Genomic DNA, 25,420 nt, shown 5'->3' on the forward strand with positions numbered 1-25,420 from the left:
TTCACTTTCCGCTCGGTCCAGAGGCGTATGCGTTGTCGCAACTTAGAAATTGGGGCTTGAACATGCAACGTCTGCATTACATCCATAAGACAAGATCTTGGTTCAAGGGGCGTCCTCATGCTTTTGTCGGTTGACGGTCTGACCCGGTGTTATCCGGGACAGAACAGGAATGTCCTGCGCGGCGCGTCCTTTGATCTGGCGCGTGGAGAGAGTGTGGCCCTCACCGGCGACAGCGGATCTGGAAAGAGCACGCTGCTGCACATGCTGGCCGCATTGGATCGGCCGGACGGCGGACGCATCATGTTTGATGGCAATGACATCGCCGGTCTGACCGACAAGGCCGCATCGGACCTGAGACGACGGCGGATCGCCTTGGTCTTCCAGCAGTTCAATCTGGTTCCTGCCCTCACCGTCGCGGAAAATCTGGCGCTACATGCCCGTCTGGGCAAACGCTACGATCCCGATTGGACCAAAGAGCTGAGTGATCGTCTTGGACTGTCGGATCTCACGGATCGCTACCCGGAGCAGATTTCCGGCGGTCAGCAGCAAAGGGTGGCGATCGGACGCGCGCTGGCGGTCCGCCCGGATCTGTTGCTGGCGGATGAGCCGACCGGGAACCTCGATGAAACCGCCAGTGCCGAGGTGCTGCGTCTGATGCAGGAGCTGGTCTCGGAGGCCGGAAGCGCGCTGTTTCTCGTCACGCATTCGCATGACATCGCAGCGCGATGCGCGCGACACCTGCATCTGAGCGGTGGCCGGGTTGAGGCGGCAGCCGGGTGATCGTGACCCTGCACAGTTTCCTGCGCCATTGGCAGCGTGCGCCATTGCAACTGGTGTTGCTGCTGGCCGGGCTGGCGCTGGCGACTGCGCTTTGGTCTGCGGTCCAGGCGATAAACACGGAAGCGCGTGCCTCCTACGCACGCGCGGTTGATGAACTCGGCGCCAGAGACTTGCCGGTTTTGACCGCGACTGAGGGGACGATCCCACTGGATCACTATGTGCGGCTGCGGCGTGCCGGTTGGCAAGTGAGCCCGGTTCTGGAAGGCCAATGGCAAAGCGGGTCAGAGGCTGTGACAGTGCTGGGGGTCGATCCGCTGAGCTACCCCGGAGCGCCTGAAATGTCGCGCGCCGCCGAAGACAACGATCTGGATCTGCTCGCACTTCTGCGTCCGCCCGGTGTGCTGTTCGCGCATCCAGAGACCCTGCCCGACCTCGACGGATCCTATCATCTGCTGCCAATGGAGCAGCTGCCACCAAGCGTTGTGCTGACCGACATTTCCCTGGCAGAACGTCTGCTGGACGATGTAGGGCGTCTCTCTCGCATTGTGATTTTGCCGGATCAACCGGCAGGCCTGCCGCCGCTCGATCAGATCGTGCCCGAATTGCAGCAAAATGCCGCTTCCGACAGTGCCATGGCAGACCCGGAACGCTTGACTCGCAGCTTTCACCTGAACCTGACTGCTTTTGGTCTGCTGTCATTTTGCGTGGGTCTGTTCATCGTTCAGGGCAGCGTCACCCTCAGCGTCGAGCAGAGGCGCGGCAGCATTCGCACATTGCGGTGCCTTGGGGTATCGGCAGCCACGTTGATGCAGGCGCTTTTTTTGGAATTGATTCTCCTTGCGCTTCTGGCCGGGGCCGTCGGTCTGGTGATCGGCTACGGGCTTGCGGCGCTGTTGTTGCCGGATGTTAGCGCCACGCTGCGTGGTCTATACGGCGCGCCGGTCGAGGGCAGCCTGACGCTGCGCCTGTCTTGGGTTCTGTCCGGCCTGGCGATGGCTGTACTCGGCACCTGTATCGCCAGCTTGCAGGCCTTCATCGCGCTGCGCGGGATGACACGCAATTTGTCCGACGCCGCGGTGACGCGTAGCGCGGGGCGGACATATACCATGTGCGGGGCCGCCTCAGTTCTGCTGATCGCCACAGGCTGGGCTGCGCTCAGTCTGGTGCAGGGCCTGTTGGGTGGCTTCATGTTCCTTGCGGGACTGATGCTGAGTGCGGCTTTGCTGTTGCCGCTGGTTTTCTATGGCTTGAGCAGCGGCCTCTTGCGCCTGACACGCGCCCCATTGCTGCGCTGGATGGTGGCAGACAGTCGCCTGCAGCTGCCGGGCCTGTCGCTGTCGCTGATGGCGCTGCTGCTGGCGGTTGCCACCAACATCGGGGTCGGCACGATGGTGTCCAGTTTCAGACTGACGTTTGTCGAATGGATCGATCAAAGGCTGGCGGCCGAGATATATGTGCAAGTCGAAACACCTAAGCAAGCAGAGCGGGTTCTGAACTGGGCAGATCGCAATGGTGCACGGGCGTTGCCACAATTTCGCAGTGACAGCCGGACGGCAACGGCTCCACTGCGGATTTATGGCGTCGTGGATGATCCCCTCTATCGAGACAATTGGCCAATGGTGCGCGGGGATGGGAAATCCTGGCACCGCGTCTATGAGCAGGGCCAAGTGCTGATCAATGAACAACTCGCCCACCGAGAGGCGCTGCGCATCGGTGATGAGGTGGCGCTCACCCCAACATGGACCGCCAGAATTGCCGGGATCTATTCAGACTACGGCAACCCGGATGGACAAGCCACTGTCGCCCTTGCCACTCTGCAGGACAGGGCCAGCCAGATCGCGGTCACGCAGATCGGGCTGGTCTCTCCAACCGGCGTCAGCCTCGACGCGCTTGCGCGTTCCCTGCGGCGCGACCTCAACCTGCCCGCCCGTGCGGTGGTGGAGAAGAATACGGTGCGGTCGGCCTCCATCGGCATTTTTGACCGGACCTTTGTGGTGACCGGCGCGCTGAATATCCTGACACTGGCTGTTGCGGGGTTTGCAATGTTGACCAGCTTCCTCAGCCAATGGAACCGGCGGCTACCGCAGCTGGCGCCGGTCTGGGCGATGGGTGTCACACGCCGCCAGTTGGCGCAATTCGAACTGCTGCGCAGCCTGAGCTTTGCCGTGCTGACATTCCTGCTCGCCCTCCCGCTTGGTCTGTTTCTGGCATGGGTGCTGCTCAATATCATCAATCTGGAGGCCTTTGGATGGCGCTTGCCGATGTTCCTGTTTCCATCCGACTGGGGGCGGCTGTTTCTGTTCACCGGCGTGGCGGCCGCGCTTGCCGCATTGGTGCCGGTCGTCAGGTTGCTACGGCTGTCCCCTGCCACGTTGCTGGGAGTATTTGCCGGTGACAGATAGGTCCAATCTGCTGCGCACGCTCGTCGCGCTTTTGTCCCTGCCAACTCTCGCTGTGGCGCAGGGCTATGCCAACCTGGGCAGTGAGGCCGAGGGGTTTGCCGTGCCCAGCCCAAATGGCACTTTGTCCTTTCCAGCGGATCATGCGGCGCACCCGGACTACCGTATCGAATGGTGGTATCTGACGTCGAACCTGCACACCAGTTCTGGCGAGGATCTGGGCATCCAATGGACCTTGTTTCGCTCCGCACTTGCGCCCGACAACGCAGAGGGCTGGCAAAACCCGCAGGTCTGGATGGGACACGCCGCGGTGACAACCGAAGACGATCACCTCTTTGCCGAGCGGATCGCACGCGGGGGCATTGGTCAGGCGGGTGCGCGCACCGCCCCCTTTTCTGCCTGGATCGACGATTGGGAAATGTCCTCGATAGACGCAACATTGGATCGCCTCCGGCTGAAGGCGCGTGCGGATGCATTCTCTTACGATCTGCAACTCAACGCGCACGGCCCGCTGGTCCTGCATGGTGAGCAAGGGTATTCGGTGAAATCAGCGGATGGTCAGGCCAGCTTCTACTATGCTCAGCCTGCCTATTCCGTGACCGGAACCGTGACGCTGCCGGACGGCCCGGTCGAGGTAACCGGGGATGCCTGGCTGGACCGCGAATGGTCGAGCCAGCCGCTGGCCCCTGATCAGGATGGCTGGGATTGGTTTTCCCTGCGTTTTGATGACGATACGAAACTCATGGGGTTTGTCCTGCGCGGCGCACGTGGGGATTTCACCTCCGGCACCTGGATTTCAGCAGAGGGCGAAGCAGAGCCACTTGCACCGGGCCAATTTGCAGCGGTACCGCTGCAGTGGTCGGATGTGGGCGGGCGTGACATCCCGACAGCGTGGCGCGTCTCCCTGCCCGCCCGCGACCTGTCTGTCACGATCGAGGCGCTCAACCCGCAAGCGTGGATGGGGACGACGTTTTCCTATTGGGAAGGACCTGTGCGGGTCACCGGCAGCCATGATGGGTCCGGTTATCTCGAAATGACCGGCTACGGTGATTAGTTCCGCGGCAGCAGTTCCTCGGCACGGTAGTAGGCGCGCGCGGCTCTGTGATGTGGTGCAGCCTGGTACTCCCCCACCATCGCCGGGGCCTTTAGCTGATAGAACGCGGGATGGGCACGGCGCAGCATGTCAAGCTCGGAAAATACCGACCGCACCAGTTCTTGCACGACCTTCAGACGTTGTTGCCGCGTGGTGATCAACGTCGCCGCAAAGCCGAACGATTTTACCGGCAGCGGATTTCCACGATAGAGATTTGCGGGAATTTGCGTGAAATTGAAAAACTTGTTCCCGGCAATCACCGCACGAATTTCCGGCTCATCCAATGGAATCAGCACGGAATCACAAGCCGTCGTTGCCTCCTCGACGGAAGCGGATGGATGACCAACGGCAAAGACCATCGCATCAAATTCACCGGCGCACAGACCGGCGGATTGCTGTGCGGCAGAAAGCTCATAAACTTCGGAAAAACTATCGAAGGTCCAGCCGAGGGAATTCATCAAAGCCAGCATTGTCGCCCGCTGACCGGACCCGGGATTGCCGATATTGACCCGCATTCCGCGCAAATCGGAAAAGGTGCTGATCCCTGCATCCGCGCGCGCTACAACGGTGAATATTTCCTCATGCATGGAAAATACCGCGCGCATGTCGGAAAATGGAAGGCCACGCCACAGCGACGGCGTCCCCTCATAGGCCAAGGCCTGCCAGTCCGATTGCACGATCGCAAAATCCACGCGCCCATCCCGCAAGGCCTGTAGATTGGCGACCGAGCCATTGCTCACCTCGGCGGTGCACCGAATGCCATGGCGCGGGCGATCCTTGTTGAGTTGACGGCAAATCGCTGTTCCCAAAGGATAATACAGCCCCGAAACAGACCCGGTTCCGATCGTGATGTAATCCTCGGCATGCGCATGTTGCGGGATGCTGCCAGCAGTCGCGATGACCATTGCCGCCAGCAGCGCCGTCGCCTTGCCGATCACATTCATGCCGTCCCCCACCCCGATCTTCGCGCGCAAACTTTCAAATGTGTCAAATTCTGTCAATGCTATTGGTGCGCCATGTTTAATTCGCCCCGCCAGTGTGCGCCTTCACTCCAGCACTGACGCGACGCGATGTTAGCGCCCGTCATAAAAGCGTTAATGAAGACTTGTAGCTGAGCACTCGTATCTCCGGAATCAACTCCGGCGCCGCATTCGAGCCAAAACGCTCGCACGTGCGCCATTGGCTGAACCGGCGAAAACGAGTGCGATGCTGCAACATTCTCTTTTCTGGAATGCTGCCAGCTTCTCGATGTTTGAACACCAAAACAAGCTCCGCTCACGGGGCACAGACTTGGAGATGTCGATGACATTTTGGAAAATTGCAGCGATGAATGCCGCTGTTGCCATCTCGGCCACCGCGGCCTTCGCCGAAACCGAAATCACGCTCTGGCACGCAATGGGCGGCCAGCTGGGCGAGACGGTCAACCAGATCGCCGAGGATTTCAACGCGTCTCAGGATGACTACCAGATCACGCCTGTGTTCAAAGGATCTTATGAAGAGACCCTGACCGCAGGTATCGCCGCCTTCCGCGCCGGTGAACAGCCCAACATCATGCAGGTATTCGATGCCGGCGCCGCAACCGTGATCGGAGCCAAGGGCGCGACCATCCCGGTGCAGGATCTGCTGACCGACAATGGCGTCGACTTCGACATCAACGACTATATCTCCGGCGTGCGCTACTTCTACGCCGACAGCGATGGCAAGATGATCGGCATGCCGTTCAACTCCTCCTCGCCGATCATGTATTTCAACGTTGATGCGCTGGAAAAAGCTGGCGTCTCCGCACCAAAAACCTGGGAAGAGTTCCAGACCGTGACCGCGCCTGCCCTGAAGGACGCAGGCTACATCGCGCTGTCGCAGTCGCATCTGCCCTGGATCTTTACCGAGAACTTCCATAGCCGTCACAACCTGCCGTTTGCCACCAACAACAACGGCTATGATGGCGCCGAAGACACCAAGATCCTGGTCAACAATGACGCCATCAAAGCCCATTTCACCGCTCTGACCGAGTGGAAGGAAAATGGCCTGTTTGAATGGTATGGCACCGGCTGGGGCGACAACCAGCAGCCCTTCGAGGACGGTGATGTCGCAATCTGGCTCGGCTCTTCCGGCTCCTTCGGCGGGTTGATGTCCAAGGATCTCGGCTTTGAATTCTCCGCCACTGTGCTGCCCTATTGGGAAGGTGTGACCAGCGAGCCGAAGCAGACCTTCATCGGTGGCGCGTCGCTGTTTGCAATGTCCGGTCATGACGCCGAAGAAAACGAAGCTGCGGCAGAGTTCTTCAAGTATCTGACCTCCCCCGAGGTTCAGTATTTCTGGCACCAGGAAACCGGCTATGTGCCGATCACCGAAGCCGCCTATGAGTTGGCCAAGGAAGACGGCCACTATGACCGTTTCCCGGCTGCCGAAGTCGGCATCCAGCAGCTGTCCCTGCCCGGTGGCGACAACACCAAAGGCTATCGCATGGGCTTCTACGTGCAGATCCGTGACGTGATGAACCGCGAATACGGCCGCATCCTGTCCGGTGAAACCTCGGTCGAGGACGCCTTCAGCAACATCGAGAACGAGGCCAACGACCTGCTGGCCCGCTTCGCCAAGACCCAAGGCTAAGCACTCTCCAACCTTCGGGGCAATCCACGTTGATCGCGTGGATTGCCCTCATTCTTTTTGCCCATGGAATACCCCTCATGAAACGTGCCGGATTTACCACTGTCTGGCTGCCCGTTGCGCTGCTGCTGCCTCAGTTGATGATCATCGCGATCTTCTTCTACTGGCCGGCTGCCTGGGCGGTTCAGTCATCTTTCTACCTTCAGGATCCCTTCGGGTTCGGATCCACCTTCGTGGGGGTCGAGAACTACACCGACCTGATGACCAATATCGAATACGCCAAGGTGGCGCGCTTCACTCTGATCTACACAGCGCTTGTCACATTCTTCTCTCTGGCGCTGGCGTTGCTGCTGGCGGTGAAGGCGGATGCGGTCATCAAGGGCGCGAAATCCTATCGCACGCTGCTGATGTGGGTCTATGCCATCGCGCCGCCGGTCGCCGGTTTTCTCGGGCTGATGTTCTTCGACCAACGCAACGGCCCGCTGACCGAGATGTTCCAGTTCTTCGGCTGGGACTTCCGCCTCGGTGCGGATTACAACTCCACCGCCACCGCCATGGTGATCGTTGCGGTGTGGAAGCAGATCCCGGTCAATTTCATCTTCTTCCTCTCCGGCCTGCAGTCGATTCCCAAATCGGTGCGCGAGGCGGCCCTGATCGACAACCGCTCTGCCTCGGGACGGTTCTGGGATGTGACCTTTCCGCTGCTCGCGCCGACCGCCTTCTTCCTGCTGATCATCAACATCACCTATGCGCTGTTTGACACCTTCGGCATCATCGACACGCTGGTGCGGTCAGAGCCCGGCAACAACCCGGTGACACTGGTCTACAAGGTCTTTGTCGATGGGTTCCGCGGCAATGATCTGGGTGGGTCTTCCGCGCAATCGGTGATCCTGATGATCCTCGTTCTGGCGCTCACCGTGTTTCAGTTCCGGCTTATCGAGCGCCGGATCCATTATACCTGAGAGGGAGACGAAAATGGCTGACATGACCCACACCGGCGCCCTCTCCCCGACGGCCCCACGCCCACGCAAGCACATCAAGCTGCGCCATATCGTAGATCACGCGGTACTGATCGCCGGCGCGCTGTTCATGGTCTTTCCGGTTGCCCTGGTGCTGATGACCACCAGTTTCGAAGACGTTGATATCGTCAAGAACGGCCTTCAGGTCGGCCTTGAGGGCAAGATGCTGGAGAACTTCGAGGCGGCGATGTTCGAAGCTTCCGGTTTCAGCAAGTCGATTACCGGCACCAAGATGCTGATCAACTCGTTGATCCTTGGCTTCGGCTTTGCCATTGGCAAGATCGCGATCTCGATGATGGCCGCCTATGCGATCGTCTACTTTCGTTTGCGGTTCGCGACCTTCGCCTTCTGGATCATCTTCACCACGCTGCTGCTGCCGTTGGAAGTGCGTATTCTGCCCTCATACGAGGCGATCCAGAGCCTCGGGCTCGCCAATACCTACACCGGGCTGATTGTTCCGCTGATCGCCTCAGCCACCGGCACCTTCTTCTTTCGCCAGTTCTTCCGCTCAATCCCCGAAGAATTGGTAGAGGCCGCCCGTATCGATGGCGCGGGGCCAGTGAAATTCTTCATCGATATTCTGGTGCCTCTGAGCAAGACCATGATCGCGGCGATCTTCATCATCATGTTTGTCTATGGCTGGAACCAGTATCTTTGGCCCACTCTGATCACCACGGATGAAAGCATGTTCACCCTGGTGCGCGGCATCAAACAGATCGTGCAGGTCCTGGGCCAGACAGGCGCAATGATCCCCGAATACGGCAAGGCGCTGGCGCTGTCATTGATCGCAATGATCCCGCCCGTTGCCATCGTCATCTTCTTCCAGAGCTGGTTCGTCAAGGGCCTGACGGAATCCGATAAATAAGGAATGAAACCAATGGCACAGGTCACCCTGAACCAAGTTCGCAAAACCTATCCCAACGGCCATCAGGCTGTTCACCCCTGCTCTATCGAAATCCCTGACGGTGAACTTGTCGTCCTTGTCGGGCCCTCCGGCTGTGGCAAGTCCACGCTGCTGCGCATGATCGCGGGTCTGGAGGATATCACCGATGGGGAGCTGATGATCGGCGTCAATGTGGTCAACGACAAGGACCCCGCGGATCGCAATATCGCCATGGTGTTCCAGAACTACGCGCTCTATCCGCATATGTCCGTGGCAAAAAACATGGGCTACGGGCTGAAAAACCGCGGCGCCTCCAAGACAGAAATCGATGAAAAAGTGCAGGAGGCCGCACGTATTCTGAACCTCGGTGAGTATCTGGAGCGCCGTCCGAGCCAGCTTTCAGGTGGTCAGCGTCAGCGTGTTGCCATGGGCCGTGCCATCGTGCGGGATCCGGAGCTGTTCCTGTTTGATGAACCACTGTCAAATCTCGATGCGAAACTGCGCAACCAGATGCGGATTGAGATCCGGGCGTTGCAGCAGCGCCTCGGGGTGACTTCGGTCTACGTGACCCACGATCAGGTCGAGGCGATGACCATGGCCGACCGCATCATCGTCCTGAATGCCGGCCGGGTCGAACAGGTTGGAACCCCGACCGAAATCTACGAACAGCCCGCTTCGACCTTTGTGGCAGGCTTCATGGGTGCACCGCCGATGAACCTGATGACCGCGCAAATCGCGGCAGGCCGACTGCAGCTCAATGAGGAAACCGCGCTGCCGCTCGACCCGCCAGCCGTGGCGCTGGAGTCTGTGCTGGTTGGCTACCGCCCCGAGGATGTTCGCCTTGGCGGTGATGGGTCCGTTGTGCTGCAAGTCGAGATTGTCGAGGAACTGGGCGCCCATCGCCTGCTGCATGGCACATTGGGCGGGCAGCCCTTCTCGCTCAGCGTAGGCAAGGATGAGCAGGCGGCAACAGGCCCGCAGCCCATCACTCTGCCCCGGGATCGTGTGCATTTTTTCCACCCAGAACGCGGCAGCCGTATCTGAGATCGGTGACCTAAAAGGCATGGGCCGGATATGACACTCCGGCCCATCTGCTGTGCGATCCAAGACTATTCGAAGACGGGCCATCGGGGCTGCGCTTGCGAACTCAACCGCGACAGCCATCAGGCCGACGCGCCTGTCCCGAATTCGCCTATGAGTGGCCACCGCGCATTCAATTATGTTGGGCGCCCGGCGCTTCAAAGCGCGGCACGACAGACAAACAAAGATCACCCGCTCTGTCGTCGTTCGCACCCGGCCCTTGTCAGTTCTTGTTCTTGAGACGCGTCCGATCCGGGACTGCCTGCGGCGGCAATTGGGCAACGTTGGCCCGAGCATCAATACAACAACAAATAATGCGATAATCGCAACTTTAGAGAGGCAGATGTTTGCGATATACGATAGAAGGAAAGAAGACGTGATATCGCATAAGAGGGCTCATGGACGAGATAAACAGAAAATGGATTCGAGAGCGCCTAACGGGAGAACGCGGTGAGCAGGCAAGAATGTCGAGTGTCACAGGCATTTCTACCGATAAACTTGCCAAGATTCTCAACGGCACACGGCGGGTTCAGGCAGATGAAGCGCCAAAGCTGTTCAAGTATTTTCAGGCTCAGGGGGTGCAGTTCGAAGAAGATCGACGTCGATCGCTCCTGGACATATGGTCTCAATTAAGACCGGAAGAGCAGGATTTTTTGATAAGATCTGCAAAAGGCCTTCTCTCTCAAAGTCCGGGCGCTCATCCTCCAGAAGAATAAAAACAAAGACCGCAGCGCTCAGCTCAGAAGTCAGTTGTTTTTCAATGACATCGTTCTGTGTCGTTTTGCAGTCATGCATCCTGTACAAAGTCCAATAGATCTAGCAACCGCTTCAGTGCCAGATGACTGTGTTGACACCGCGCGACATCGTCAACTACAACTCAAAATTGTTGAAGATATTCAAAGGCCGTGAATGCTGACAGAGGGGCTGGTCGCCAAATGGCGACAACTTATCGCCGAAGATCCAAGGTCGATCGCCGAAATTTGCAGAGCGATCAACAAGGATCGTTCCTGGTACAACACGCTGAAGCCCGGACGAGACCCCGGCGCCTTCACCGTGATGGCCTTGGCGAGAGAACTCCGCGTTCCGATCCACGAGCTGCTCGAAGAGGAAGGGGCGATTTCCCTGTCATCGGACTCCTGCTACTCCGAACAGGTAAACCAGCAAGCATCCAAGGTTCTATCAGATGTTTTTCGCGTGGCTCACAATCGGTTGCAAAAATATGGACACGAAGCCACAGCTGCATCAAATTCGACTTTGCCGCTACTTTTGCAGTGGTGGCACGATCAAAGGGGCTGCCTGATTGGTCACGATATGCTGGCCGACCGCTTTGATATCATCAAAGCACCGGAGACCGGAGATAAAATCGTAACACCTGCGAAGGTTGGCGCCCGCAGCCTTGCCGCGCAGATGTTGGGAACAGACTCCGCTGACGCGCTGCTTCAACTCGTCAGAACCTTTGATCGAGAGTCGCAAGAGCGGTTGATTTCTAGCTATCGGGAAGTCTCTGACAGCGGACGCCCCGCCCTCTCGGCGCCAATCTCGGCTCGCATAACAACACCTCATGACGCGAAATCAATACATGTAGAATATTTTCGACTGCAACTACCTGTGGTTGCACCGAGCGGGGACAAATTTGTACTGTCATACTGCTTTCCCGTCTGAGCTTAAGTGGCGGGCGACCTTAGATCTTCGGGTGAGGCAGAATAGAAAGCTGCCGCGTCGAACAGGTCCTGACGGGAGATTGCAACAAGATATTCCTGACTGCTGCGCCGCTCAACGCATTTTGTCCAAGTTTGCGGCCCCACATATTGCCGCGTAAATCCGTATCGACTGGCCTTGCCTCTCATAACATCTTGTTGGCGAACAAACCCATAGATCCAGTCCGAGCGCCATTTCAGGTATGACAGGGCGAACAAATAGTGGAACACCAAGCGCCAATCGACCACGCCTTTTCGCCAGCCTTCTGCGAGGAACAGCTCGCCCAGGTAAACGACCCTTCCCCGAATTTCTCGACTTGCAGCCCCCGAAAACCCCGAGACAGGTGATGTTTCGCCGTTCGTGTACATTCTGGAATACGTTTCCTGCCAGTGCTTTGCGAGCGCATCCTCACCCAGATCCAGACACCGCGCGGCGACGCCTCCGATCTCCTGTCCGTCCACCTCGAACATGATCGCAAAGCTATCAACAGGGCTCATGTCATGCCATTTCGGAGACATCATTGGGTGGTTTGGTGGCTTCCCAAGAGCCGCCATTCTACGTTCGAAATCAATAATTGACGGAACTGGCAGCAATTCAACTGAGCTTGCAGACAGGCCCGCAAGGCAGTTATGTGATAGCGTTAATAGATTGTGCTCTTGCAATATACACCTCAGGCATTTTGTGTTTCTTTCTGCTCGCCTTACGCAAGCATCAATCATGAACACCGTTCCATATCGCAACTTAAAAACTATCCCTACCCCCTGAGCGGCGGCGTTTATCGGTACTAAAATTGCGATTACAGCAATGCTTAGACGATCAAATTTTGCGATTTTCGCAGGTAAAAATGCAGCGGGAAACACATCGTGCCTGAGCGCGCACACTTCCACTGTCGGCGGAGCCCCTCGCTCCAGCCCTGAGAGGTCCTAAAGCGGCAGACTGGGGCTTCACAGATCAACCGTCGGAACAGGCTGCGGCACGCGCGCGAGGTTTGAGCAGAATGCGTGAACAAAGGGGATAAACACACGAGGAGCCAAAAAGGCTAACTTTACGCGTCATTTTCACGGAGAACCTTGAAAAATCAAGGTGGTACCCAAGGCCGGACTCGAACCGGCACGACCGTTAAGTCGGGGGATTTTGAATCCCCTGCGTCTACCATTCCGCCACTTGGGCATGTGACGTTTCCTATCGCCACTTTTTATTGAGGTCCAGAGGCAAATTTGATCGTAGCGCCATAAATCTGATGGTTTTCTCACATGTCGCAAACTGTTGAGTTGACGCTTTGGCGACCGCGTGCGACGTCGGCCCTGACTTCACCCAACAAGGTTTTGCTCTTTCAAATGTTGCGCCCACTTTATGATCGGACCATGGCGTTGGCTGACCATCCGTACGCGCTCTGGTGCTTGGCGGCAGTCGCATTCATCGAAAGTTCGGTGTTTCCGATCCCGCCAGATGTGCTGATGATCCCGATGATTTTGGCGCGACCATCTCGCGCTTGGCTGATTGCCTTGGTTGCGCTGGTGGCCTCGGTTGCCGGCGGGCTTCTGGGCTATGCCGTCGGTGCCTTTTTCTACGACAGCATCGGTCAGCCAGTGCTGGAGGCGATGGGCAAGGCCGGCAAGATGGCCGAGTTCAACACTCGTTTCAATGACTTCGGCTTCTGGGCTGTGCTGATCGCGGGTGTGACGCCGTTTCCCTACAAGGTCATTACGATCATGTCCGGGTGGACCGGCATGCCGATCCTGACGTTTGTGGCGACCTCAATCCTCGCGCGGGCGCTTCGGTTCTTTCTCGTGGCGGGGTTGCTGTGGCAATTCGGCGCGCCGGTGCGCAACTTCATTGAAAAGCGCCTTGGCCTAGTGTTCACCGTTTTCTGCCTGCTGCTCTTCGGCGGCTTCTTTGCCTTGAGGTATATATGACCTTCAGTCGTTTTCTCATTCTGCTCGCCGCTGGCGGCTCCGCTGCGCTACTTTTGGGCGCGTTCGGGTTTCAGTACATTGGCGAGCTTGCGCCCTGCAAGATGTGCATCTGGCAGCGCTATCCCCATGGGGCAGCCGTCGGCATAGGTGTTCTGGCGATGCTGATCCCCGGCGCGGTCCTGCCCTATCTCGGAGCGCTGGCGGCACTGGCGACATCTGCCATCGGTGCCTTTCATGCCGGTGTCGAACAGGGCTGGTGGGAAGGTCCGACCACCTGCACCTCCGGTGCGATCGACGGGCTCAGCGCCGATGATCTGATGAACCAGATCATGTCGGCGCCGCTGGTGCGTTGCGATGATATCCCGTGGGAAATGCTGGGCCTGTCGATGGCGGGCTGGAACGCTGTGATCTCGCTGGGGCTGGCCGCGCTCTGGTTCGCCGCCGCCCGTCACACCCGCTGAGGCTTAGGCGCGGCTGTCCTTCTTGGTGGCCAAGAGCAGATTGGTCTCGCTGGACACCACCCCGTCGAACATGCGGATCTTGGCCAGCGCCTCGTCGAGCGTTTCCAGCGTGGCGGTGCCCAGCTCCACGATCAGATCCCAACGTCCGTTGGTGGTGTGGATCGCGCGCACCTCCGGCAAGCCCTGCAGCTGCCGCGTGATACGCGACGTGCCGCGGCCTTCGATGCCGATCATCATCAGGCCGCGCACGGGATCTCGTAGCACATCTTCCTTCAGCACCACGGTGAACCCGAGGATGTCGCCCCGCGACTGAAGCCGCTCGATCCGGGTGCGCACCGTGGTGCGCGACAGTTCCAGCTGCATGGCCAGATCGGAGAGTGAAGCGCGCGCATCATGGCGCAGTGCCGAGATTAGTCGCTCATCCGTTTTGTCCATAAGGCGCCTCCGTTTTGTGCTATCTCTTCTCCTTATGAGCAATTTGCCCTCTGTTTTCCACCTCAAATCGGAGAAATATCAAGGGCAACACAAATCAAGGAGATCCTGCATGTCTTCTCGCCACTGTATTCTCGTAGGCGCGCCCGTCGACAGCGGCAAGCGTCGCACCGGCTGTCTGATGGGGCCGGATGCCTATCGCACCGCTGGTCTGGCCGCCGCGTTGGAGAGCCTTGACCACACGGTCGAGGATATCGGCAACGTCACCCCTGCCCCGCATGCGCCCGATGACGGCACCGGCCCGTTGCACGAGCCGAACCTGACCCGTGCCTGGACCGAGAGCCTGTCGGAGGCCGCCGAGGCCGCTATGGCGCGCGGCCTGCCGATCTTTCTCGGCGGAGATCACGCGCTGGCCCTGGGCACCGTGCGCGGTGTTGCCAATCATGCTGCGAGTGAAGGCCGCCCATTGTTTGTGCTCTGGCTGGATGCACATAGCGACTATCATTCGCTGGACAGCAGCGACTCTGGCAATCTGCACGGCTGCCCGGTGCGCTACTTCACCAATCAGGCGCAGTTCGATGGGTTTCCGCCAGTGCCGCATCCGGTGCCACCGGAAAACGTCTGCATGATCGGACTGCGTTCCGTCGACACGGCTGAACGCGAGGCGATGGAGCAGGTTGGCATTCAACGCCATGACATGCGCGACATCGACGAGAACGGTATTGCCCGCCCGCTGTCCGCATTCCTGGACAAGGTCGCGGCCCAGAACGGCATGTTGCATGTCTCGCTCGACGTGGATTTCCTTGATCCTTCCGTCGCGCCCGCCGTCGGCACCACTGTCCCCGGCGGCGCCACCGTGCGCGAAGGGCATCTGGTCTGCGAAATCCTGCACGACAGCGGCCTGATGACCTCGATGGATCTGGTGGAGCTGAACCCCTTCCTGGACGAGCGCGGCCGCACCGCGCATCTGATGGTCGACCTCTGTGCCTCTGCTATGGGCCGTCGCGTATTTGATCGCCCGACCCGGAGCTACAATACATGACGACGCTTCAGGCCCCGGCAGCGGTGGTCATGGTCCGCCCGCATCACTTCACCTCGAACCCGGAAACCCGCAACGACAATGCGTTCCAGACCCTCTCGGACTCGAGCGCGGACAGTATCGCAGCCCGGGCTCTGGCAGAGTTCGACGCTGCAGTTGCGGCCCTGCGCGCGGCGGGCGTCACCGTGCATGTGTTTGATGATGTTGGACAGGAGACACCGGATTCGGTGTTTCCGAACAATTGGTTCTCCACCCACGCCGGGGGTCATGTGGCGGTCTATCCGATGTTTGCCGGCAACCGGCGTAAGGAGCGGCGCTGGGACGTGATCGAGATGCTGAAGCGCGACTACCGCGTGCAAGACGTGATCGACTATTCCGGGTTGGAGCAGGATGATCTGGCGCTAGAAGGCACCGGCGCCATGGTGCTCGACCACATCGGGCGCATTGCCTACACGGTGAAATCCAACCGCGCCGATCCGGTGCTGCTGGAACGTTTCTGCACCCATTTCAACTTTGAACCTATGGTGTTCGAGGCCAAGGACGCCGAAGGGCGCGATGTCTATCACACCAATGTTCTGATGGGCATCGGCACCGACTATGCGCTGATCTGTCTGCAAATGATCCCCGACCCCGCCCGTCGGGCCGAAGTCACCCGGCGGCTGGAGGAAAGCGGGCGCAGCGTCATCGACCTGACCCCGGAGCAGATCGCAGAATTCCTCGGCAATACGCTGGAACTGACCGGCCACCGACGCCTGCTGGCCCTGTCAGCGCGCGCCATGGAGGCGCTGCGGCCCGAGCAGCGTGCGGTGATCGAACGCTCGGCAGAGTTGCTGCCGCTCTCCATCCCAACACTTGAAACGGCCGGTGGTTCGGTGCGCTGCATGCTGGCCGGCATCCACCTCAGCCCCCGCGAAAGGACATCGAAATGACCCAACCCTCCGACAAGGCCCTTGTTCCTTTTGTCAGCGTCGACAACATGATGCGTCTCATTCATCATGTAGGCATCGAGGATATGCTGCGCGATCTTGCCGACTATATCGAGGCCGACTTCAAACGCTGGGAACTGTTTGACAAGACCCCCCGCGTGGCCAGCCATTCCGATGTGGGCGTGATCGAGCTGATGCCAACCTCTGATGGTGAGGCCTATGGCTTCAAATACGTCAACGGTCACCCGAAGAACACCTCCGAGGGGCTCCAGACCGTGACCGCATTTGGCCTTCTGGCGGATGTCTACACCGGCTATCCGGTGCTCTTTACCGAGATGACCATCCTCACCGCGCTGCGCACTGCGGCGACCTCGGCGATGGTGGCCAAACACTTGGCGCCCAAGGGCTCGGATACCATGGCGATGATCGGCAATGGTGCGCAGTCGGAATTCCAGACCCTCGCGATGAAGGCGATCCTCGGGCTCAAGGCTGTGCGCCTGTATGACACCGACCCTAAGGCCAGCGAGAAATGCGCGCAAAACCTCTCCGGTCTGGGCGTTGATGTCACGATCTGCAGCACGCCGGAACAGGCCATCGAGGGGGCGCAGATCCTCACCACCTGCACCGCCGACAAGCAATGCGCCACCATCCTGAGCGACAACATGGTCGGCAGCGGCGTGCATATCAACGCCATCGGCGGCGACTGCCCGGGCAAGACAGAGCTGGCTGCCGGCATCCTCAGCCGCTCGGACGTATTTGTTGAGTACCCGCCCCAGACCCGCGTCGAAGGCGAGATCCAACAGATGCCCGAGGATTTTGCTGTCACCGAACTGTGGGAAGTGATTTCCGGCACCAAGCCGGGCCGCACCGGCGACCGTCAGATCACCCTGTTTGACAGCGTCGGCTTTGCGATCGAGGATTTCTCCGCCCTGCGCTACATTCGCGATCGCATCAAGAGCACGGATTTCTACATCGACCTCGACATGCTGGCCGACCCGGATGATCCGCGTGATCTCTTTGGCATGGTGCAGCGCGCCAAGATCTGACGCACGCATGACAAGGCGCGCCTTTCGGGGCGCGCTTTGTGTTTCAAAACAACGGGATCAAGCTTCCAGCTCGCTGTCCCAATACAGATAGTCCATCCAGCTTTCATGCAGATACCCGGGCGGGAACTTGCGACCCGTGTTGCGCAGCTCCTCCGCGCCCGGACGGCGCGGCGGTTTGCGCAGGGACATGCCGGCGCGATGCAGCGACTTTGACCCCTTCTTCAGATTGCAGCGCGAACAGGCCGCGACCACATTCTCCCAACTGGTGACCCCACCGGCGGCACGCGGCACCACATGGTCAAAGGTCAGATCGCCCCTTGCGCCGCAGTACTGGCAGTGAAATTCATCCCTCAAGAATAAATTAAAGCGCGTGAAGGCCACGCGCTTTTGGGGTTTTACATAGTCTTTGAGCACAACAACCGAAGGTATTCGGATCTCGGTACTCGGACTGCGCACGACCTCGTCATACTCGGCCACGATGGCGACCCGATCCAGCCAGGCGGCTTTCACGGCATCCTGCCACGGCCAGAGTGACAGAGGATAGTATGACAAAGGACGATAATCCGCATTGAGCACCAACGCCGGATGCTGCTTCAGAGCGCCCGGCTCCCTTACGAATTCTGTCCTGAAGTCTCCGTCCATCAACGTCTTCCTCGCCCTGCTTGCCTCGATACGGCACCAGAGCGGGGAACCCGCCCCAGCATATGTTTGACTATATATCGTGGCGGGGACCTGACAAGCCCCAACGATACACCAGATATCGCGTGGAATAAGATGATTCCGTTACAGGTGCGTGACAGTTATCCACAGCCCAAAAATCCGTCATTCCGCAAAGCGGCATCTACCGGTCGCGGCACCGCGTGCTTGCGCGGCTCTGCTGTGCGGCGTAGGACCAAACCCATGACCCGATTGATCCGCTTCAACAAGCCCTTTGATGTTCTGCCGCAATTCACCGATCGCGGCACTGAAGGCGCCGCCCGCCCGACGCTAAGCGCCTATATAGAGTGTCCCGGTGTCTATCCCGCGGGACGACTGGATCGCGACAGCGAGGGGTTGATGTTGCTGACCGACACAGGTCGGCTGCAGGCTTGGATCAGCGATCCCAAGCACAAGATGGAGAAGACCTATTGGGTTCAGGTCGAAGGACAACCGTCGGACGACGACATCAAGTGCCTCCGCCAAGGTGTTGAACTAAAGGATGGAATGACCCGCCCTGCCAAAGCGCGTCTGATGAGCGAACCGCCGGGGCTCTGGGCCCGTACTCCGCCGATCCGGGAACGCAAATCCGTGCCCACCTCCTGGCTGGAGTTGAAGATCACCGAGGGCAAGAACCGACAAGTCCGCCGCATGACCGCAGCTGTCGGATACCCGACCTTGCGGCTGATCCGCTATGCGATCGGCGCCTGGACCCTGGACGGGCTGGCGCAGGGCACATGGGATGACCTGGATCCGCCGCGCGTTCCGGGCCCGCCAAAGCCCTCGCAAAAACCACCGCGCCGAAAGCCAGAGCCACGAGATACGGAAAACGGCGCTTCAAGGCCTCCCTCAAAGCGCCGCAAACCACGATCCAAATCAACGCGCTAGGGTCAGAGGCTCAACTTGTCGCGCATGAAGGCCAAGGCCACGCTCAGCCCATCGGGCGCGATCCCATGACCGGTGCCCTTCATCACATGGGCAAACACATCTTGAAAGCCTGCTTCCTGCAGCGCTTCGGCCGCCTGTGGCAGTGATTGCGGCGGCACCACGTCATCCTCATCGCCATGCACCAGAAGCACAGGCATCCGGCTCACGACCTCATCGCTGAAGGTGTCCGGCGACAGCAGGCGACCGGAGAACGCCACGAGACCCGCCACCGGATCTTCGCGGCGCGGGGCCACATGCAGCGCCATCATCGTGCCTTGCGAGAAGCCCAGCAGAACCACCTGTTCTGGCAGCAAATCCTCGTCGACCATGAAGGCATCGAGAAAGGCGTTGAGGTCATCCACTGCTGCCGACATGCCGCGCATGGATTCTTCTTCCGAGGAGCCGTCGATCCACGGGATCGGGAACCACTGAAACCCCATCGGTGCCCCGGCGCAGGCCTCCGGCGCATCGGGGGCGACAAACAATGTGTCCGGCAAATGTTCGGCCAGCGGGTCGGCGAGCCCGAGGAGATCCGCCCCATTGGCGCCATAGCCATGCAGAAATACCACCGCAGAACGTGTGTCACCAGAGAGCGGCTCTTTGCGGCCGGCAGTCAAAACGCGTGTCATCGGATCCCTTCCCTGTCCTTTGCCACATGGTAATAGGCCCAGAGTAAGCGCGCCGCAACCGATCGCCACGGCGACCACGCGTCGGCCATGTCTCGCAGGGCACGTTCCTTCGGGCGTTCGGGCAGATCAAACAACAGCCGCGCGCTTTCCTGCAGGGCCAGATCACCCGGCGCAAAGACATCCGCACGTCCGAGGGAGAACATCGCGTAAATCTCTGCTGTCCAGACCCCAATGCCCGACACTTGCGTCAGCTCTGCGATCACATCCGCTGTAGGGGTGCCGCGTAACGCATTGAAATCAATGCGCGCCTCTGCCAGTGCGCGGGCGTATCGGATCTTCTGGCGGCTGAGGCCGACGGCACGCAGATCGTCATCCGTTGCCCAGAGGATCTTGCGCGGCCCCGTGAGCTTTGCATCCCGCAGGCGGTTCCAGATCGCATTGGCCGACGCCACTGAGACCTGCTGGCTGACAATGGCGCTCAGAAGCTGCGCAAACCCATCGGGCTTACGTCTCAGCGGCAATGGCCCGGTCACCGAAAGCGCCTGCGCAAAGCCCGGATCCCGCGCTGCCAGCCATGCGGCCCCCTCAGCCACACAAGCGGGTGTTTCGATAATGCGACCAACCGTCATATGGAGGGTCTCGCCAAAATTGTATTGGTGCATATCACGCTGCTTGTTCCTTCACCTGTTCAGGGCTACGCAATTGCCATGACTATGACCGCTCCTGCCCCCGACGACCATATTGCAAAGCGCAATGTCCTGATTCTTGTGCTTGCACAGGCCTTTCTGGGCGCGCAGATGCCGATGATTTTCATCGTCGGCGGTCTGGCTGGTCAATCGCTTGCGACCAACCCCTGTCTGGCGACGCTGCCGATTTCGCTGATCGTCGCAGGCTCGATGCTCTCGGCCACGCCAATCTCGGCGATCATGCAGCGCTTCGGGCGCCGCGCCGGATTTGCCATTGGTGCCACGGGCGGCGCGCTGGGTGGCTTGATTGGCGGCTACGGTCTCTACCTCGGGTCCTTCCCGGTGTTCCTCGTGGGCAGCGCCCTCACCGGTATCTATATGAGTGCGCAGGGCTTTTACCGCTTTGCCGCCGCCGACACTGCGTCAGACAGCTTCCGTCCAAAGGCGATCTCCTACGTCATGGCCGGTGGTCTGTTGTCCGCCATCGTCGGCCCGCAACTGGTGAAAGCCACCAGCGATGCCTTCGTCATTCCCTTCCTCGGCACTTATATGGCGGTGATCGCGGTGAATGTGCTGGGCGTTGGGCTCTTTGCTTTCCTCCGCATTCCTCGCCCCGAAGCCCCCAAGGAAGACGCCCCTGCAGGGCGCAGCCGGTTGGAACTGCTGAAAACGCCGACGATCGCCGTGGCGGTGATCTGTGCCATGGTCTCTTACGCGTTGATGAACCTGGTGATGACCTCCACACCGCTCGCCGTGGTCGGTTGCGGCTTCAGTCAGAACACGGCGGCGGACGTCGTGACCTGGCATGTTCTGGCGATGTATGTGCCGTCCTTCTTTACCGGCCACCTGATTGCACGGTTCGGCGTTGAGAAGATCGTGGGCGCCGGTCTGGTGATCCTTGCGGGCGCAGGTGCGGTTGCCTTGCAGGGGGTCGAGCTGGGCAATTTCTTTATCGCACTGATCCTGCTGGGTGTGGGCTGGAACTTCGGCTTCATCGGCGCGACCACGATGCTGGCGGGCGCACATGAGGCCCATGAGCGCGGTCGCATGCAGGGTCTCAACGACCTGATGGTGTTTGGTGGCGTGACCGTCGCCTCTGTGGCCTCTGGCGGGTTGATGAACTGCTCTGGCGGCAACCCGGTCGAGGGCTGGGCCGCCGTCAACATGGCGATGGCGCCCTTCCTGGTGCTGGCGGGTGGCGCGTTGATCTGGCTGGTGCTCAAACCCAAATCCGCCACCGCCTGATCGCAGTTTGCACCGGGGGCGTGTTACCAGCGCCCGGTGCCGGCCTGCCACATCAAGGACACCCGTCTGCGAAACTCACTGACACCAAGCGCGCCTGCGCCCACCCGCTCCGGCTGCGCTCGGATCTGCTTCAGTAGGGCTTCCGCTTGCCAACCGGGCAGCAAGGCAGCGCTTGCCGCGGCGGAGATTGCCCGCCGATCCCGTCTGGCGGCGGCAAGCCGGTCCAATCCACGCTCGGCCAGACGGACAATCCCGGCAGTCGTGCCATCCAGCAAGGGCACGCGTTTCTGCGCCTCCAGCTCAGGAATGGCGCGCAGATAGGCCGCAAGCCCCGCCGCATAGGCGTAGTCGCGCACCACGCGCTCTTCGGCCTCCCCAAGCGATGCCGCCGCCATCCACATCAGGCCGCCCGCGGTGGCGTCGATATAAGCGTCAAATGCCGCCTCATCCTCGAACGGATCGCGGTAGATATCCCAGCGCCGCGCCTCCGCCATCGCATCAATGACCTGCGCCGCCTCGTGGTTGACCAGCCGCGCCAGCGGTGTCGAAACATAATGCCGGCGCACCTGCCCGCCAGATGCGATCTCCGCCCCGACATCGCGCCACCATTGCACACGCATCTCGGCAATCATGCTCTCCTGACTGGCCCAGGGCGCGCGCGACATCTCGATGTTAAAGGCATAGAGCGCAAACAGCAGTGGCCGCGCCTCAACCGGTGCGGCCATAGCGGCCATAAAGCGATCCGGATCGCCTTTCTGAACCGCTTCGGCGCAGGCGATCAGATCATCGTCAAACTGCATCCACCACCTCGGCCGCATCCCGGAGCAGCTTCCAGTTCATCGCATCCAGCAGCGCATCGAAAGACGCATCCAATATGTTCGGGCTGACGCCAACCGTCGACCAGCGCCGCCCTTTGCCGTCTTCGCTGTCGATGATGACGCGGGTCACAGCCTCGGTGCCGCCCTGGGTGATCCGCACCTTGAAGTCGACCAGCCGCATGTCGTCCAACACCTTGGAATAGCGCCCCAAATCCTTGCGCAGCGCCTTAGCCAGCGCGTTCACCGGACCACGGTCGCTGCCGGTCTCATCGAGGGACTCACTGACGGAAAGCAGCTTTTCTCCGTCGACCTTGACCACCACGACGGCCTCCGACAGGCTGACCATGCGATCATATTTGTTTTTGCGCCGCTCCACGGTGACCTTGTAGCGCTTGACCTCAAAGAACTGCGGCATCTGGCCCAGCTCATCCCGCGCGAGCAGCTCGAACGAGGCCTGCGCGGTGTCGTAGGAATAGCCTTCGGTTTCGCGTTCCTTCACGCGCTCCAGAATGCGCCCCAGCGCGGGATCGCCCTTTTCGACCTCGATCCCGGCCTCAGCCAGACGGCGGCGCAGGTTCGATTGCCCGGCCTGATTGGACATCGGGATGATGCGGCTGTTGCCGACCACCGCAGGCTCAATATGTTCATAGGTCGAGGGATCCTTGAGGATCGCACTCGCATGCAGACCCGCCTTATGTGCAAAGGCCGAAGCCCCCACATAGGCTGCCTGTTTCTGCGGCACCCGGTTGAGGATCTCGTCCAGCATCCGGCTTACCGTCGTCAGCCGCACGAGCGCCCCCTGCGGCACTCCGGTCTCATAGGTGCTGGCGTATGGCTCTTTCAGCAACAGCGTCGGGATCAAGGTGGTGAGATTGGCATTGCCGCAGCGCTCGCCCAGACCGTTGAGCGTGCCTTGGATCTGGCGCACGCCCGCATTCACCGCCGCCAGCGAACAGCCAACCGCGTTTTCTGTGTCGTTATGGGTGTGAATGCCCAAATGGTCGCCCTGCAGCCCCGCTGCGATCACCTCGGATACGATGCGGTGGACCTCATGCGGCAGCGTCCCGCCATTGGTGTCGCACAGAACAACCCAGCGCGCGCCCGCTTCCAACGCCGCCCGACAGGCCGCCAGCGCATAGTCTGGATTGGCCTTGTAACCGTCAAAGAAATGCTCGGCATCAAACAGCGCCTCACGCCCCTGCGACACGATATGCGTCACCGACTGGGCGATATTGTCGAGGTTCTCCTCCAACGAAATACCAAGCGCCGTGGTCACGTGGTAGTCATGCGACTTGCCCACCAGACAGACGCTCTTCGTGCCCGCGTTCATTACTGCTGCCAGCACATCGTCATTTGCAGCCGAGCGCCCTGCCCGCTTGGTCATGCCAAAGGCCGTCAGCGTCGCCCGCGTGTCCGGCGCCTCGTCGAAAAAGGCGCTGTCGGTGGGGTTGGCTCCGGGCCAGCCGCCTTCGATATAGTCCACACCTAGGTCGTCAAGCGCCTGGGCGATCTGCTTTTTTTCGGAGGTGGAGAACTGCACCCCCTGCGTCTGCTGGCCGTCACGCAGGGTGGTGTCGTATAGATACAGCCGTTCTGTCACGCGAGAGCCTCCAGCTTTGCGGCGTCAAACCCTCTGCCGGGCACAAGTTCCACACCTGTCTTGGACATGCGCACTTCCAGCCCTGCCTCCGTGTAGGCCGACTTGAGCCGATCCACCTCGGCAAAATCCTTGGTTTCCATGGCCGTCTGGCGCGCCGCGAACAGTTGCGCCTCATGCGCCGAGAGATCAACCGACGGTGCCGCGGTCCAGTCACCCAAACCATCGTGCAACAACCCCAATAGATTAGCTGTCGCAACAAAGTCCTCTAGCTTCTCTTTGCCTTCCGGGGTTTCTAAATCCAGTTCAATAGCTCGTGCCATAGCGCGAAGACGCTGTATCGTATCGGATGTGTTTAGGTCATCATACAAAGGCTGGAGAACCACCTCATCAGGCTTCCCAGGTTGAACACCATCTGACAATTTACGCCAGCGCCTTAGCGTTTTCTCCGCCTCCGCGGCCTTCTTCTCGGTCCAGTCCATCGGCTTGCGATAATGGGTCTGCAGGAACACAAACCGCACGACCTCACCAGGCACGCCCTTGTCCAGCAAATCTCGCACGGTAAAGAAATTGCCCAAGGATTTGGACATCTTCTTGCCCTCGACCTGCAGCATCTCGTTGTGCAGCCAGTAGCGCGCGAACTCCCCCTTGGGGTTGGCGCAGCAGCTTTGGGCGATCTCGTTCTCATGATGCGGGAACATCAGATCATTGCCGCCACCGTGAATGTCGAAACTGTCACCCAGCAAATCATGGCTCATCGCCGAGCATTCGATATGCCAGCCCGGACGCCCCCGTCCCCAGGGGCTCTCCCACCCCGGCTGTTCCGCATCCGAGGGTTTCCACAGCACAAAATCCATCGGGTTCTTCTTGTAAGGCGCCACTTCCACCCGCGCGCCCGCGATCATGTCATCGACCGACCGGCCCGAAAGCTGACCATACCCCTCGCGCCAGGAGTCCACCGCAAACAGGACATGGCCTTCGGCAGCATAGGCATGCCCCCGCGCGATCAGATCCGCAATCATCGCAACCATCTGCGGGATATACTGCGTCGCGCGCGGCATATGCGTCGGCTCCAATGCGCCAAGCGCGCCCATGTCGTCGAGGAACCACTGGGTGGTCTCGGCGGTGATCTCGCCGATCTCGCGGCCACTTTCGGCGGCGCGGGCGTTGATCTTGTCATCCACGTCGGTGAAGTTGCGCGCATAGGTCACGTGATCCGCGCCGTAGACATGGCGCAGCAGCCGGAACAGCACGTCGAACACAACCACGGGCCGCGCATTGCCGAGATGGGCCCGGTCATAGACGGTCGGGCCGCAGACATACATCCGCACGTTCTGGGGATTGATCGGCGCAAAGGCCTCTTTCGACCGGCTCTTGGTGTTGTGCAGTTTGATCGTCGTCATGTCAGCTCCTTCGACAACAAGTCGGCCCAGCAGCACGGCG

Annotated in this window: 25 protein-coding genes and 1 tRNA gene; 16 read left to right on the top strand and 10 right to left on the bottom strand. The window is 59.9% G+C overall.

Annotation, left to right across the window (positions count from 1 at the left end; translation table 11 throughout):
• Nucleotides 1-117: 117 nt before the first annotated feature.
• The 3 genes from R0J92_RS05760 to R0J92_RS05770 are packed head-to-tail and all read left to right on the top strand — an operon-like array spanning nt 118 to nt 4,233.
• Nucleotides 118-780 (top strand): ABC transporter ATP-binding protein, encoded by a 663-nt coding sequence (locus R0J92_RS05760; protein WP_411051009.1) that lies wholly within the window; start codon nt 118-120, stop codon nt 778-780.
• On the top strand, nt 777-3,182 hold the full coding sequence (locus tag R0J92_RS05765; protein WP_411051010.1) for an FtsX-like permease family protein: 2,406 nt from the start codon (nt 777-779) through the stop codon (nt 3,180-3,182). Before R0J92_RS05760 ends, R0J92_RS05765 begins: the two co-directional genes overlap by 4 nt.
• Nucleotides 3,172-4,233, top strand: a complete 1,062-nt coding sequence (locus tag R0J92_RS05770; RefSeq protein WP_411051011.1) for a lipocalin-like domain-containing protein — start codon at nt 3,172-3,174, stop codon at nt 4,231-4,233. Before R0J92_RS05765 ends, R0J92_RS05770 begins: the two co-directional genes overlap by 11 nt.
• Here the strand turns inward: R0J92_RS05770 and R0J92_RS05775 are convergent.
• On the bottom strand, nt 4,230-5,216 hold the full coding sequence (locus R0J92_RS05775) for a TAXI family TRAP transporter solute-binding subunit (protein WP_411051158.1): 987 nt from the start codon (nt 5,214-5,216) through the stop codon (nt 4,230-4,232). The two genes, R0J92_RS05770 and R0J92_RS05775, sit on opposite strands and share 4 nt — an antisense overlap.
• A gap of 358 nt (nt 5,217-5,574) precedes the next feature.
• Between R0J92_RS05775 and R0J92_RS05780 the strand changes: the two genes are divergently transcribed.
• From R0J92_RS05780 to R0J92_RS05805, 6 genes are all read left to right on the top strand, one after another.
• A complete protein-coding gene (locus tag R0J92_RS05780) occupies nt 5,575-6,882 on the top strand; it encodes an extracellular solute-binding protein (protein WP_106163735.1) in 1,308 nt (435 codons plus the stop codon).
• 77 nt (nt 6,883-6,959) lie between these two features.
• Nucleotides 6,960-7,841, top strand: a complete 882-nt coding sequence (locus R0J92_RS05785; protein WP_106163621.1) for an ABC transporter permease subunit — start codon at nt 6,960-6,962, stop codon at nt 7,839-7,841.
• 13 nt (nt 7,842-7,854) lie between these two features.
• Entirely contained in the window at nt 7,855-8,763 is a 909-nt protein-coding gene (ugpE, locus tag R0J92_RS05790; RefSeq protein WP_411051012.1) for a sn-glycerol-3-phosphate ABC transporter permease UgpE, read from the top strand.
• Between the two features lie 12 nt (nt 8,764-8,775).
• Nucleotides 8,776-9,825 carry a sn-glycerol-3-phosphate ABC transporter ATP-binding protein UgpC gene (ugpC, locus tag R0J92_RS05795; protein ID WP_411051013.1) on the top strand — a complete coding sequence of 350 codons (1,050 nt, stop codon included), beginning with the start codon at nt 8,776-8,778 and terminating at the stop codon, nt 9,823-9,825.
• 434 nt (nt 9,826-10,259) lie between these two features.
• Nucleotides 10,260-10,577, top strand: a complete 318-nt coding sequence (locus tag R0J92_RS05800) for a hypothetical protein (protein WP_411051014.1) — start codon at nt 10,260-10,262, stop codon at nt 10,575-10,577.
• 193 nt (nt 10,578-10,770) lie between these two features.
• A complete protein-coding gene (locus R0J92_RS05805) occupies nt 10,771-11,523 on the top strand; it encodes a hypothetical protein (RefSeq protein ID WP_106163617.1) in 753 nt (250 codons plus the stop codon).
• 2 nt (nt 11,524-11,525) lie between these two features.
• Here R0J92_RS05805 and R0J92_RS05810 read toward each other — a convergent pair whose 3' ends face one another.
• Both R0J92_RS05810 and R0J92_RS05815 read right to left on the bottom strand, forming a co-directional pair.
• Nucleotides 11,526-12,221, bottom strand: a complete 696-nt coding sequence (locus tag R0J92_RS05810) for a hypothetical protein (RefSeq protein ID WP_133166715.1) — start codon at nt 12,219-12,221, stop codon at nt 11,526-11,528.
• A gap of 422 nt (nt 12,222-12,643) precedes the next feature.
• Nucleotides 12,644-12,729: transfer RNA gene (locus R0J92_RS05815), tRNA-Leu, on the bottom strand.
• A gap of 167 nt (nt 12,730-12,896) precedes the next feature.
• On the opposite strand from R0J92_RS05815, the gene R0J92_RS05820 reads away from it, so the two are divergent.
• Nucleotides 12,897-13,475, top strand: a complete 579-nt coding sequence (locus R0J92_RS05820; protein WP_411051015.1) for a YqaA family protein — start codon at nt 12,897-12,899, stop codon at nt 13,473-13,475.
• Complete coding sequence (locus R0J92_RS05825) at nt 13,472-13,936, top strand: disulfide bond formation protein B (protein ID WP_411051016.1); 465 nt, start codon at nt 13,472-13,474, stop codon at nt 13,934-13,936. Before R0J92_RS05820 ends, R0J92_RS05825 begins: the two co-directional genes overlap by 4 nt.
• 3 nt (nt 13,937-13,939) lie before the next feature.
• Here the strand turns inward: R0J92_RS05825 and R0J92_RS05830 are convergent, their stop codons facing one another.
• Complete coding sequence (locus tag R0J92_RS05830) at nt 13,940-14,371, bottom strand: Lrp/AsnC family transcriptional regulator (RefSeq protein WP_317386234.1); 432 nt, start codon at nt 14,369-14,371, stop codon at nt 13,940-13,942.
• Between the two features lie 109 nt (nt 14,372-14,480).
• Here R0J92_RS05830 and rocF point away from each other — a divergent pair, with 109 nt between their 5' ends.
• The 3 genes from rocF to R0J92_RS05845 are packed head-to-tail and all read left to right on the top strand — an operon-like array spanning nt 14,481 to nt 17,379.
• Nucleotides 14,481-15,410, top strand: coding sequence for an arginase (rocF, locus tag R0J92_RS05835; protein WP_411051017.1), 930 nt, complete (start codon nt 14,481-14,483; stop codon nt 15,408-15,410).
• A complete protein-coding gene (gene ctlX, locus R0J92_RS05840) occupies nt 15,407-16,336 on the top strand; it encodes a citrulline utilization hydrolase CtlX (protein WP_411051018.1) in 930 nt (309 codons plus the stop codon). Before rocF ends, ctlX begins: the two co-directional genes overlap by 4 nt.
• On the top strand, nt 16,333-17,379 hold the full coding sequence (locus tag R0J92_RS05845; RefSeq protein ID WP_106163611.1) for an ornithine cyclodeaminase: 1,047 nt from the start codon (nt 16,333-16,335) through the stop codon (nt 17,377-17,379). Before ctlX ends, R0J92_RS05845 begins: the two co-directional genes overlap by 4 nt.
• A 57-nt stretch (nt 17,380-17,436) precedes the next feature.
• On the opposite strand, the gene R0J92_RS05850 is transcribed toward R0J92_RS05845, so the two are convergent.
• Complete coding sequence (locus R0J92_RS05850) at nt 17,437-18,021, bottom strand: HNH endonuclease (protein ID WP_317386237.1); 585 nt, start codon at nt 18,019-18,021, stop codon at nt 17,437-17,439.
• Between the two features lie 258 nt (nt 18,022-18,279).
• Here R0J92_RS05850 and R0J92_RS05855 point away from each other — a divergent pair, with 258 nt between their 5' ends.
• Complete coding sequence (locus tag R0J92_RS05855; protein ID WP_411051019.1) at nt 18,280-18,963, top strand: pseudouridine synthase; 684 nt, start codon at nt 18,280-18,282, stop codon at nt 18,961-18,963.
• 2 nt (nt 18,964-18,965) lie between these two features.
• On the opposite strand, the gene R0J92_RS05860 is transcribed toward R0J92_RS05855, so the two are convergent.
• Together R0J92_RS05860 and R0J92_RS05865 are read right to left on the bottom strand one after the other, a co-directional pair.
• Nucleotides 18,966-19,631: an alpha/beta hydrolase gene (locus R0J92_RS05860; RefSeq protein ID WP_317386239.1), complete on the bottom strand. Its 666-nt coding sequence runs from the start codon at nt 19,629-19,631 to the stop codon at nt 18,966-18,968.
• Entirely contained in the window at nt 19,628-20,260 is a 633-nt protein-coding gene (locus R0J92_RS05865) for a DNA-3-methyladenine glycosylase family protein (RefSeq protein ID WP_411051159.1), read from the bottom strand. Before R0J92_RS05865 ends, R0J92_RS05860 begins: the two co-directional genes overlap by 4 nt.
• Nucleotides 20,261-20,338: 78 nt before the next feature.
• On the opposite strand from R0J92_RS05865, the gene R0J92_RS05870 reads away from it, so the two are divergent.
• The gene (locus R0J92_RS05870; RefSeq protein ID WP_106163733.1) at nt 20,339-21,562 is read left to right on the top strand and encodes an MFS transporter; all 1,224 of its coding nucleotides are present in this window, start codon (nt 20,339-20,341) and stop codon (nt 21,560-21,562) included.
• A 23-nt stretch (nt 21,563-21,585) separates the two neighbouring features.
• On the opposite strand, the gene R0J92_RS05875 is transcribed toward R0J92_RS05870, so the two are convergent.
• The 3 genes from R0J92_RS05875 to cysS are packed head-to-tail and all read right to left on the bottom strand — an operon-like array spanning nt 21,586 to nt 25,380.
• Nucleotides 21,586-22,362, bottom strand: coding sequence for a squalene/phytoene synthase family protein (locus R0J92_RS05875; protein WP_411051020.1), 777 nt, complete (start codon nt 22,360-22,362; stop codon nt 21,586-21,588).
• Nucleotides 22,352-23,980, bottom strand: a complete 1,629-nt coding sequence (cimA, locus tag R0J92_RS05880; protein ID WP_411051021.1) for a citramalate synthase — start codon at nt 23,978-23,980, stop codon at nt 22,352-22,354. Before cimA ends, R0J92_RS05875 begins: the two co-directional genes overlap by 11 nt.
• Nucleotides 23,977-25,380, bottom strand: coding sequence for a cysteine--tRNA ligase (cysS, locus tag R0J92_RS05885; protein WP_411051022.1), 1,404 nt, complete (start codon nt 25,378-25,380; stop codon nt 23,977-23,979). Before cysS ends, cimA begins: the two co-directional genes overlap by 4 nt.
• Between the last annotated feature and the right edge of the window lie 40 nt (nt 25,381-25,420).

The sequence above is a fragment of the Tritonibacter sp. SIMBA_163 genome (genome assembly GCF_046535935.1).
GTDB lineage: Bacteria > Pseudomonadota > Alphaproteobacteria > Rhodobacterales > Rhodobacteraceae > Epibacterium > Epibacterium scottomollicae.

Coding starts and splice junctions, on each gene's coding strand:
- R0J92_RS05760 (WP_411051009.1), top strand. CDS start 118: ATGCTTTTGTCGGTTGACGGTCTGACCCGGTGTTATCCGGGACAGAAC.
- R0J92_RS05775 (WP_411051158.1), bottom strand. CDS start 5,216: ATGAATGTGATCGGCAAGGCGACGGCGCTGCTGGCGGCAATGGTCATC.
- R0J92_RS05780 (WP_106163735.1), top strand. CDS start 5,575: ATGACATTTTGGAAAATTGCAGCGATGAATGCCGCTGTTGCCATCTCG.
- R0J92_RS05785 (WP_106163621.1), top strand. CDS start 6,960: ATGAAACGTGCCGGATTTACCACTGTCTGGCTGCCCGTTGCGCTGCTG.
- ugpE (WP_411051012.1), top strand. CDS start 7,855: ATGGCTGACATGACCCACACCGGCGCCCTCTCCCCGACGGCCCCACGC.
- ugpC (WP_411051013.1), top strand. CDS start 8,776: ATGGCACAGGTCACCCTGAACCAAGTTCGCAAAACCTATCCCAACGGC.
- R0J92_RS05800 (WP_411051014.1), top strand. CDS start 10,260: ATGGACGAGATAAACAGAAAATGGATTCGAGAGCGCCTAACGGGAGAA.
- R0J92_RS05805 (WP_106163617.1), top strand. CDS start 10,771: ATGCTGACAGAGGGGCTGGTCGCCAAATGGCGACAACTTATCGCCGAA.
- R0J92_RS05820 (WP_411051015.1), top strand. CDS start 12,897: ATGTTGCGCCCACTTTATGATCGGACCATGGCGTTGGCTGACCATCCG.
- R0J92_RS05825 (WP_411051016.1), top strand. CDS start 13,472: ATGACCTTCAGTCGTTTTCTCATTCTGCTCGCCGCTGGCGGCTCCGCT.
- R0J92_RS05830 (WP_317386234.1), bottom strand. CDS start 14,371: ATGGACAAAACGGATGAGCGACTAATCTCGGCACTGCGCCATGATGCG.
- rocF (WP_411051017.1), top strand. CDS start 14,481: ATGTCTTCTCGCCACTGTATTCTCGTAGGCGCGCCCGTCGACAGCGGC.
- ctlX (WP_411051018.1), top strand. CDS start 15,407: ATGACGACGCTTCAGGCCCCGGCAGCGGTGGTCATGGTCCGCCCGCAT.
- R0J92_RS05845 (WP_106163611.1), top strand. CDS start 16,333: ATGACCCAACCCTCCGACAAGGCCCTTGTTCCTTTTGTCAGCGTCGAC.
- R0J92_RS05850 (WP_317386237.1), bottom strand. CDS start 18,021: ATGGACGGAGACTTCAGGACAGAATTCGTAAGGGAGCCGGGCGCTCTG.
- R0J92_RS05855 (WP_411051019.1), top strand. CDS start 18,280: ATGACCCGATTGATCCGCTTCAACAAGCCCTTTGATGTTCTGCCGCAA.
- R0J92_RS05860 (WP_317386239.1), bottom strand. CDS start 19,631: ATGACACGCGTTTTGACTGCCGGCCGCAAAGAGCCGCTCTCTGGTGAC.
- R0J92_RS05865 (WP_411051159.1), bottom strand. CDS start 20,260: ATGACGGTTGGTCGCATTATCGAAACACCCGCTTGTGTGGCTGAGGGG.
- R0J92_RS05870 (WP_106163733.1), top strand. CDS start 20,339: ATGACTATGACCGCTCCTGCCCCCGACGACCATATTGCAAAGCGCAAT.
- R0J92_RS05875 (WP_411051020.1), bottom strand. CDS start 22,362: ATGCAGTTTGACGATGATCTGATCGCCTGCGCCGAAGCGGTTCAGAAA.
- cysS (WP_411051022.1), bottom strand. CDS start 25,380: ATGACGACGATCAAACTGCACAACACCAAGAGCCGGTCGAAAGAGGCC.